General features: G+C 38.1%; 2 protein-coding genes. Both read right to left on the reverse strand.

The features are described 5' to 3' along the window. Nucleotides 1-378 precede the first annotated feature (378 nt). Complete coding sequence (locus tag DNK84_RS13720; protein WP_119345016.1) at nt 379-1,413, reverse strand: hypothetical protein; 1,035 nt, start codon at nt 1,411-1,413, stop codon at nt 379-381. Nucleotides 1,414-1,517: 104 nt separating this feature from the next. Further along, nucleotides 1,518-1,757, reverse strand: a 240-nt coding sequence (locus tag DNK84_RS14520; RefSeq protein ID WP_456236421.1) for a hypothetical protein, incomplete at its 5' end; no start/stop codon positions are given.

Below are 1,757 nucleotides of genomic sequence, written 5' to 3' on the forward strand. Positions count from 1 at the left end.
GTTCACAGAACCTAATTATTATCGATTCCACCACAATCACACTGACTCGAAAGCGCATGGTTACCACCCCTATTCGTCGCCATATTAAAATTAAGAGTGAGGCAACACCTTAAGATCCTGCGTATAAAGAATACTTTGAAAACGCACGGCTACTAAGGGACGTAATACTTGGTCTGACTACCCCATTGCTGTAATGTGATACAGCTAAATGGTAGCTGGGTAACACAAAACGCCTTTGAGAGGCCTAAGCGCAGTGCGGTGAAAGTCGCATGCTGCGTTCTTTGAGGAGCTGTTCTCAGTAATGGGAGCGGCTGACTCTACTTTTTGTACAGCTTAATACTAAAGCGATTGAAATAACAGCGTAAAACCACGCAATTTTCAAAACTCGATCGCCTTAGTTATATTTTTTTGTAGATCAATTTTAAGTCCACTACGCTCAAAATACTCTAAAAAGTCTTTTTGCGTTCCAGGCTTGGCAATACCACTTCCGGTATTGATTTTGCATGCTAATTGTAAAGATTTCCTGTCTTTAGCACTTAACATCTGCCCTAGTTTTTGCAGCACCAAATTTTCCTGTTCAACATCATTTTTAAGTAGTTTTTTTGCTATATAAAACGGAATCAAGCTGATTAAGTCGTCTGAATAAAGAATATTAAGTGCCTTTTTATTACGTATAAAATAATTAAAAAGTAACTTTTCTCCATCATTTTCCTCAAGAAAGCCTTTGCCTTTTGTTAGATCTATTAATTTTTCATTCAAGCTGGTTGTTAGCCTTGGATCTACATATAACTCGATAAATCGAGATAAAGAATATGAGTTAATCTGAGCAATTCCATCAAGTCCAGTATTTAACTGAGACGGTAGCTTGCTAAACGCAGCAGCTAATTTTTCAGGTAATGGCTTCCTGGTAGATTCTTTGGCTGATACTGCTGTATATGTCTTATCTAAATTGTTAGTATCTGCCAAATTAAAGTGAGAAAATTCTCTATCCTCATCTACCATAATTATCTTGCCCGCCCAGGGGTCTGCAATCATTATCAGCGCTCCGTCCTCATCATACACACCCAGCATCGTATGGATACGCCTACCAATCGCTTGCATGCATAACAAACGTGTAGAAATTTCTCGCTCTGTTAATATTTTTGCCAAGATAATAGCCTGAGCTTCACAATTTGCATGTTGAACCTGAAGATGCATATTGTAAAAATCATTGCAATCATCATATTTAACTTCCTCAAGGAGTCTGGTATATTTGCTGGACATATCTTCACTAATTCTACGATATTGCCGTTTCCTCTGATCAGTCACCCATTCGCTATTATAACCCGTTGAGCTTGATTGGATTTCATTTATAAGTTTGTTATATGCCTCAATAGCTATCTGTAAAATTTCATCGCGCTGTCGAGTAGACATCTCTGTTTCTCCTATTTATAATTTAAATTTTAAACATAATGTGAGAAAGCATGATGCCCCTCACAGAACCGTACTTGTAGATTTCCCACATACGGCTCTTCAACTTAACTCACTGAACCTGTTAAAGTATAAAAATCATGTGTGATTCGTGGCTGCGGTAGTGGGTAACGTTCAATATATTTGTTGAACTTCTCCCAACTCATTTTCCGCTTCTGGCTTCTTCGATTTAACCACTTCTTTGCCAATCTTTTGGCAATTGAGTAATATTTTGCGATTGCAGGAAAATTCCCGCTCACGCCATAGTATTCAAAATGCCCTCTTAGCTTAGCTCTGAGTGTTTTCCC

Source organism: Facilibium subflavum (genome assembly GCF_003574485.1).
In the GTDB taxonomy this organism is placed as follows: domain Bacteria; phylum Pseudomonadota; class Gammaproteobacteria; order Francisellales; family Francisellaceae; genus Facilibium; species Facilibium subflavum.